The following is a 7629-nucleotide window of genomic DNA, read 5'->3' on the forward strand; positions in this document are numbered from 1 at the left end:
CGCCGCGTTGAGATAGGTCAACAAAGCTATCCTATGTGCGGCTGAAAGCCACTGAATTCAGTGCTTTGAGCATGAACGGAATAAAACCGGCGGACAATCCCCCGGCGCCGTGCCGCCGCTCCACGGCCGCGAAAAAAAACGCGGTGATGGCCGAATACGCCCCGTACACGGTGATTAACGTCCAAAGCGACGAAACAATTTCACACAGTTTGTGCCGCCGCGTGGTCAGCGGCTCCATCGGACGGCCCGGGTGCTCTATTAATTCACGCCTTTTGTTTCCCTTTTCCCGAAAATAATCGTCGCTTTTCCGGTGTTACTGTTACCTCAAGTAACACCGCCACCGGCGCGCCGTTAACATCGCCTTGACCACCCTGGTCCCGCCCGGTATGAATTGCACGGCCTTATTTCAAAACACGCGTTCAAAATAACTATCGCGCTCGGGAGATTTTTAGATGCTGAAAGGGCTGATGATGGAGGCGCCGCTGTCGTTGATCGACGTGCTGGATTACGGCGCCCGCATTCACCGCAAGGCGGAAATCGTATCGGTCACGGTCGAGGGCGGCCTGCACCGCCAGAGCTACGCACGGACCCTGCAGCGGGTGGCGCGGCTGGCCCACGGCCTGGTGGCGTTGGGCGTGAAGCCCGGCGACCGGGTCGCCACCCTGGCCTGGAACGGCTACCGCCACCTGGAGCTGTATTACGCCATCGCCGGTATCGGCGCGGTCTGCCATACCATCAACCCGCGCCTGCCGGCGGACCAGATGGCCTATATCGTCAACCACGCGGACGACAGCCTGCTGTTCTTCGACACCACCTTCGCGCCGCTGGTGTCCGGCCTGCGGGACCAGTTCCCGGAACACACCCGCTATGTGGCGATGACCGACCGCGCCCATATGCCCGACGGCCAGGACCTGCTCTGCTACGAGGACCTGCTGGACGGCCAGCCGGACCACTACGACTGGCCGCAACTGGACGAAAACACCGCCTGCGCACTGTGCTACACCTCCGGCACCACCGGCGCCCCCAAGGGCGCGCTCTATTCGCACCGCTCCTGCCTGCTGCAGGCGATGTTCACCATGGTGTGCGCCAGCGGCTCCTTCCCGGTGGGCGACCGGGTGCTGCCGGTGGTGCCCATGTTCCACGTCAACGCCTGGGGGCTGCCCTATATGGCGCCGCTGGCCGGGGCGTCGCTGATCATGCCGGGCCCGGCGCTGGACGGCGACAGCCTGTTCCGGTTGATGGACGAGGAAAGCGTGGACTCCGCCTGGGGCGTGCCCACGGTGTGGCTCGGCCTGCTCGCGGAAATGAAGCGCCACGGGCGCAAGCCGGGCGCGCTCAAGCGCGTGTCGATCGGCGGCTCGGCGGCGCCGCGCAGCATGGTGCGGGCGTTCGAGCAGGACTATCAGGTGGACGTGATGCAGGGCTGGGGGATGACCGAAATGAACCCCACCGGCACCATGAGCACCCTGACCGAAGGCCAGGCGGAGCTGCCCCTGGAAGAGCGCATCGAACTGAAAACCACCCAGGGCCGGCAGCTGTTCGGCGTGCGCATGAAGCTGGTGGACGAGGACGGCAACGAAGTGCCCCAGGACGGCGAGGCGGTGGGCGAGCTGTTGGTCAAGGGCCCCACGGTGATCCGCGCCTACTTCAATAACGACGAGGCGAGCGCCAAGGCGTTCGACAAGGACGGCTGGTTCGCCACCGGCGATATGGCCAAACTGACCCCGGACGGGGTGCTCTACATCGTCGACCGGGCCAAGGACCTGATCAAATCCGGCGGCGAGTGGATCAGCTCCATTGATCTGGAAAACCTGGCCGCCGCCCACCCGGACGTGCAGGAGTGCGCGGTGATCGGCGTGCCGCACCCGAAATGGGACGAGCGGCCGCTGCTGATCGTGGTGCCCCACGCCGACGCGGCGCGGGACAAGCAGGCGCTGCTCGACCACATGGCCGGCAGCATCGCCAAATGGCAGCTGCCCGACGACGTGATCTACGTGGACGAGCTGCCGCATACCGCCACCGGCAAGGTGTCCAAGCGCCACCTGCGCGAGGACTACATGGACTACCTGGGGAACGCCCAATGACCGAGATTCGAGAACAGAAGGTGCCGGCCAACGGCCTTAATTTTCATGTGCGCAGCGCCGGTGACCCGGCCGACCCGGCGGTGATCCTGCTGCACGGCTTCCCGGAGTGCGGCTATTCCTGGCGCTATCAGATGCCGTTTCTGGCCGCCAAGGGCTTCCATGTGCTGGCGCCGGATCTGCGCGGCTACGGCTTCAGCGACGCGCCCAAGGCGGTGGACGCCTACCGGCAGGACAAGCTGGTGGCGGATGTGATGGGTATTCTCGATGCGTTCGGCGCCGAGCGCGCCGTGGTGATCGGCCACGACTGGGGCTGCGCCCTGGCCTGGCAGGTGGCGCGCAGCGAGCCGGGCCGGGTGCGCGCGGTGGCCGGCCTGTCGGTGCCCTACCCGGGCCTGGGCCCCAAGGCGCCCACCGAGCAGATGCGCGCCGCCTTCGGCGAGCGTTTCTTCTATCAGCTCTATTTCCAGCAGCCGGAGGTGCCGGAGCAGGAACTGGAAGCGGACGTGCGCGACTTTCTACGCCGCATGTACCACGCCCTGTCCGGCCCCGGCATGCAGGAAAAATTCCGCGCCGAAAAACCGGTCACCGGCCTGCTCGACATTCTGCAGCCGCCCACCGGCGGCCAGCCGGACTGGATGCGGGAATCGGACCTGGACGTGTACGTGGAACGCTTCCAGCACAGCGGCCTGACCGGACCGATCAACTGGTACCGGGCCATGGACGCGTCCTGGCGGCAGCAGAAAGAGGACGGACGCGAACGCATCCATCCGCCGGCGCTGTTCATCGCCGGTAAGGAAGATCCGGTGATCCAGTTCGCCGGCAAGGCGCTGGAGCGCATGCCGACGATGATGGACGATCTGCGCGAGGTGGTGCTGCTCGACGATCTCGGCCACTGGATCCAGATGGAAGCGCCCGAGGCGGTGAACCAGCACCTGGGCGCCTTTCTCGACTCGCTTTAGCGTCCGTTAGTTGATGCGCCGCATTTCGATGCGGCGGTTACGCTCGCGGCCCTCGTCGGTGGCGTTGCTGTCCACCGGACGGGTGTCGCCGTAACCGCGGGCCTGCAGGCGGCCCGGATCAACACCCAGATCGATCAGGAAATCACGCACCGATTCGGCGCGCCGCTCGGACAGGGCCTGGTTGTACTCGTCGGACCCTTTCGAGTCGGTGTGCCCGGCGATCTCCACCTCGTTGTCGGAGTGCGCCAGCAGGCGTTCCGCCACGCCGCGCAGCACGGTCTTGGCGTTGGGCGTGAGGCGCGCGGAATCGAACTCGAAGTTCACCCCGTGCAGCACTTCCGGCGGCCCCATCGGCACCGGCTTGATCACCACGCGCTCGCGTTCGATGACCCGGGTAGTGCCGTAGTCACCGCCGCCGAACAGCGGGAAGGTCAGGCCCACCAGGGCGCGCACGTCACCGAACGGCTCGTTGTGGCTGCCGTCGTCGGAGAAATCCATCACGTAACGCAGCTCCGCGCGCAGGCCCATGGAGCCCCAGATTTCGCGGAAGTGCAGACCGGCGCCGGCGTTCAGGTAGCCGTTGGTGTCGGTGCCGGCGGTGGAATCGGTGTAGACACCGCCGCCGCCCACCAGCAGATAGGGCGACGGCCCTTCCCGGTACATATAGCGCAGCGCGTCGGCGCCCACGCCGTACTGCCAGTGCTGCCCGGAACCCCGGTTGCGCTGCAGGGAGTTACCGAAACCGTTCCACTCCAGATCCCATTTCTCGCTGATCTGACGGCCCAGGCCGAAGCGGATGCCGGCGCCGTAATCGACGTCAAAGCGGTCCGAATCCTCGATCACATAGACGCCCATGGCGGACGCGTTCCAGCCCTGCGGGTCGGTGCGTTCCTCGGCCAGCGCCGGTGCGCAGGCGACGGCGGCGGCCAGCGCGGCGGCGGCGCGGCCCTTATTGATCACGGATACCATCTTTTCCCTCTTATCCCCGTTGATGGTGAAGCCGATGGCGCAGCAAACCGGCCGCCAGAACCAGCACGGCGAGCAGCCCGGCCAGTGCGCCGGCCAAATCAAGCATGGCAGCGTAGAGCGTTTCACTTTCCTGTTCCAGACGCTGCATGGCGTTGCTTATGGCCATTTTTGTAACCCGTCCGTCGGTCTCGTCCTGCAGAATCGAGGCCGGTTGGCGGGACGGATCCACGCGCATCCGCTGCAGTTGCAGGCGGACCGCTTCGATCTGTTCGAACACCAGCGCGCGGGCGTCGTCGTCCTTGATGTCGTCGCGGTGATTGTCCAGCCAGTTGAGGAAGCCGGTCTTGTTGAGCAGGTCGTCGAACAGCTGCGTGACGTCGCCGGCGACCCGGTCGTCCATGCCGGTGGTGTCCAGCGCGCCCAGGTTCACCAGCCAGGCGTCCAGGCGGGGAATGGAGCCGGAACCGCCGGTGCCGTCGGCGCGCCCGGACAGGTTGGTGAGCGCCGCCTTCATGCGCTGCAGGCCCTGGTCGCGGGCGATGCCGCGCAGGGTCTGGATGCCGTCGGCCATCACCGCCAGGGGCGCGCGCAGGTCGGCGAACGAGGCGCTCAGGTTGCTGGCCTGGAAGCGCTCCACCGCCAGGCGGTAGTCGCGCGCCCCGCGTTGCACCTCGTTCATGGCGGCGAGCAGCGCGTTGAGCGCGGGGTCGTCGGTTTCCGGTTTGGGCAGGGTGTCGTCGGCGGCGAACGGCGCGCATTCAGAATCCGCGTTGGGGTCCAGCGGCCGCACGGCGGCGGCGTAAAGGTGCTCGCCGTAATCCGCCAGCAGCGTGACCAGCTCTTCCTCGGCGGCCCGCTCCAGCCAGGTGACCGGATCGGTGCCGGCCGGGTAGGCGTTGCGCCAGCCCAGCAAGGCGTCATTGATCGCCAGCTCGGTCTGGTACAGCCGCGACAGGCAATACATCTGCACCCGGTGCACGGCCAGCTCATCCACCGGCTCGGTTTTGAACAGGCGCTCGCGGATGTCGGCGTCGAGCTGGCCGCTCTGGTTGGCGAGCCGGTCCACCAGAATCACCGGCACCAGCTCGGCGGCCGGGGTCAGCACCGTGTCGCGGGCCTCCGGGCCGGGGTCCGGCTCCGGTTCCGGCTCCGGCTCGGGGGCCGGATCGCGGGGCTGCTCGGCGATACTATCGCCGTCGTCGCTGCCGGAGGAATTGCAGCCGGAGAGCATCAGCAGGGCACTGAACAGGGCCAGCAGGCCCAGGCGGAAAAAGGATAGAGTCATGGCTTCGCCTTATTTCTGGCACGATAGTACAATTAAAAGACAAAGCATGGTGCCAAAATATTTAGTGCACATCTGTACGTAATCTGTAACCGGTTCGCACCGGCCGGGCACGCTGGGTATCCTTGGCGCTCATTGAGCCGACCGGGAGCCCGCCATCGACACCCTGCAAGCATCCCTGCCCCTGAGCCTGCTGGCGTTCGCCGCCTGCGTGGCGGTGATTGCCACCGCCGGCGTCAGGATCACCGCCGTGGTGGACGAGCTGGCGGACCGCACCCGTGCCGGCGAAGCGCTGGCCGGCGCGGTGTTATTAGGCGCCACCACTTCGCTGTCCGGTAGCGTGCTGTCGGTGACCGCCGCCTGGAAAGGCCATGCCGATCTGGCCCTGAGCAACGCCCTGGGCGGCATCGCGGTGCAGACCGCGTTTCTGGCCGTGGCGGACATCGCCTACCGGCGCGCCAACCTGGAACACGCCGCCGCCTCCGCCGCCAACCTGATGCAGGGCGCCCTGCTGATCACGCTGATGGCGATCATTCTGGTGGGCGCCTTCTCGCCGGCGGTGACGGTGTTCGGCATCCACCCGGCCACGCCGGCGCTGCTGGCGATCTATATGTACGGCCTGCATCTGGTGCAGCGGGTGCGCGACGAACCCATGTGGCGGCCGGCCCGCACCCGGGAGACCCGCGAGGACGTCCCCGAGGAGGACAATCTGCGCCTGTCGCTGACCCGGCTGCTGCTGGTGTTCGTGGGCCTGGCCGCCCTGCTCGGCCTGTCCGGCTTCGTGCTGGAAGCCGCCGCCAGCGGCGTCGCCCGGCACACCGGCCTGCAGCAGACCACGGTGGGCCTGCTGCTCACCGCCACCGCCACCTCGCTGCCGGAGCTGGTCACCTCGGTGGCGGCGGTGCGGCGCGGCGCCCTGACCCTGGCGGTGGGCGGCATCATCGGCGGCAACGCCTTCGACACCCTGTTCACCGCCGCCTCGGATATCGCCTACCGGGAGGGCTCCATCTATAAGCAGATGGACGACGGCCTGCTGCTGTGGGTGTCGTTGTCGATCCTGATGACCGGCTTCCTGCTGATGGGCCTGATACGCCGTGAGCAGCACGGCCCCGGCGGCATCGGCTTCGAGAGCCTGGCGGTTCTGCTGCTTTACGGCCTGGGGATCGCCTTGGTGCTGGGTGGCTGAGGCCGACAGCCGTTATAGTGTGATTCTTACTTCCCACCAGGAGAGCCCCTTTGGCGCACGACGATCAGGATTCGAGGGATAACGACCAGGACGACACGCCCTGGGAAGAAGCCGTCAAACGGGAGCGCGACGAGGCCCGCGACGACAACGGGGACGAGGACGAAGAAAGCCACGACGAACAGGACCGGCGCCGGGAAGCCGCCCTGCCGTCCAAGGCGGCGGCGGTCCACGAGCGCCTGCGCATCAGCGGCGAGAAAGAGCTGGAGCGCGACGCCATGGCGCTGCTCTGGTCGGCGATCGCCGCCGGCATTTCCATGAGCGCCTCGATGGTGGCGCGCGGCCTGCTGCACGCCCATGTGCCGGATAGCGACGCCGGCTTTCTGATCGAAAGCATGGGCTACACCCTGGGCTTTCTGATCGTGATCCTGGCCCGCCAGCAGCTGTTCACCGAAAACACCGTGACCGCCGTGCTGCCGTTCATGAGCCACCCCACCCGGGGCAACCTGGGCAGCCTGATGCGGCTGTGGGGCGTGGTGTTGGCGGGCAACGTGCTGGGCGCCGGCATCGCCGCCTTCACCTTCCTGCATCTGCCGATGTTCTCACCGGAAGTGAACGACGCCTTCGTGGCGATCGGCGAAAAAGTGATGGAGAACGACCCCTTCTCGATGTTTTCCAAGAGCATCGTCGCAGGCTGGATGATCGCCACCATGGTGTGGGTGATGCCGTCCGCGGACCAGGCCAAAGCCTGGGTGATTCTGATCATGACCTATGTGGTGGCGATCGGTGAGTTCCCGCACATCATCGTCGGCGCCAGCGAGATTCTGTATCTGGTGTTCGACGGCAAGGTGAGCTGGGGCGACTTCTTCCTGCGCTTCGGCCTGCCCACCCTGGCGGGTAACATTATCGGCGGCACCTTTATTTTCGCGCTGATCAGCCACGCCCAGATCCGCAACGACATGGATGTGCAGCGCGAGGGGCGCCGTGGGGCCTGGGGGTTTAATCGGAAGAAGTGATTGTGGGAGCTTGCCTTGTGGGAGCGGGCCCTGCCCGCGAAAGGTAAGCTTGGCTTGCCGGCGGGATTCCAGAGGCCTCTGGAATCCTGCCGGGGCTTCGCCCCTTTCGCGGGCGAGGCCCGCTCCCACAGGGTTC

7 protein-coding genes are annotated in these 7629 nt (G+C 66.5%); 4 read left to right on the forward strand and 3 right to left on the reverse strand.

The features are described 5' to 3' along the window. Nucleotides 1–31 precede the first annotated feature (31 nt). Nucleotides 32–238, reverse strand: coding sequence for a hypothetical protein (locus ACEQZD_RS02675; RefSeq protein ID WP_370183802.1), 207 nt, complete (start codon nucleotides 236–238; stop codon nucleotides 32–34). Nucleotides 239–452: 214 nt separating this feature from the next. Between ACEQZD_RS02675 and ACEQZD_RS02680 the strand changes: the two genes are divergently transcribed. Both ACEQZD_RS02680 and ACEQZD_RS02685 read left to right on the forward strand, forming a co-directional pair. After that, nucleotides 453–2084: a long-chain fatty acid--CoA ligase gene (locus ACEQZD_RS02680; RefSeq protein WP_370183803.1), complete on the forward strand. Its 1632-nt coding sequence runs from the start codon at nucleotides 453–455 to the stop codon at nucleotides 2082–2084. Beyond that, complete coding sequence (locus tag ACEQZD_RS02685) at nucleotides 2081–3043, forward strand: alpha/beta fold hydrolase (RefSeq protein WP_142950064.1); 963 nt, start codon at nucleotides 2081–2083, stop codon at nucleotides 3041–3043. The genes ACEQZD_RS02680 and ACEQZD_RS02685 overlap by 4 nt, the downstream gene beginning before the upstream one ends. Before the next feature lie 6 nt (nucleotides 3044–3049). Here ACEQZD_RS02685 and ACEQZD_RS02690 read toward each other — a convergent pair whose 3' ends face one another. Continuing rightward, entirely contained in the window at nucleotides 3050–4012 is a 963-nt protein-coding gene (locus ACEQZD_RS02690) for an OmpA family protein (RefSeq protein WP_370183806.1), read from the reverse strand. A gap of 10 nt (nucleotides 4013–4022) precedes the next feature. Further along, nucleotides 4023–5297, reverse strand: coding sequence for a hypothetical protein (locus tag ACEQZD_RS02695; RefSeq protein WP_370183807.1), 1275 nt, complete (start codon nucleotides 5295–5297; stop codon nucleotides 4023–4025). A 190-nt stretch (nucleotides 5298–5487) separates the two neighbouring features. On the opposite strand from ACEQZD_RS02695, the gene ACEQZD_RS02700 reads away from it, so the two are divergent. Continuing rightward, complete coding sequence (locus tag ACEQZD_RS02700) at nucleotides 5488–6480, forward strand: sodium:calcium antiporter (RefSeq protein WP_370183812.1); 993 nt, start codon at nucleotides 5488–5490, stop codon at nucleotides 6478–6480. 50 nt (nucleotides 6481–6530) lie between these two features. Beyond that, nucleotides 6531–7493, forward strand: coding sequence for a formate/nitrite transporter family protein (locus tag ACEQZD_RS02705; protein WP_370183810.1), 963 nt, complete (start codon nucleotides 6531–6533; stop codon nucleotides 7491–7493). Nucleotides 7494–7629: the final 136 nt, after the last annotated feature.

Origin of the sequence: Alloalcanivorax sp., from assembly GCF_964221125.1 — a bacterium.
Classification (GTDB): Bacteria; Pseudomonadota; Gammaproteobacteria; order Pseudomonadales; family Alcanivoracaceae; genus Alloalcanivorax; species Alloalcanivorax venustensis.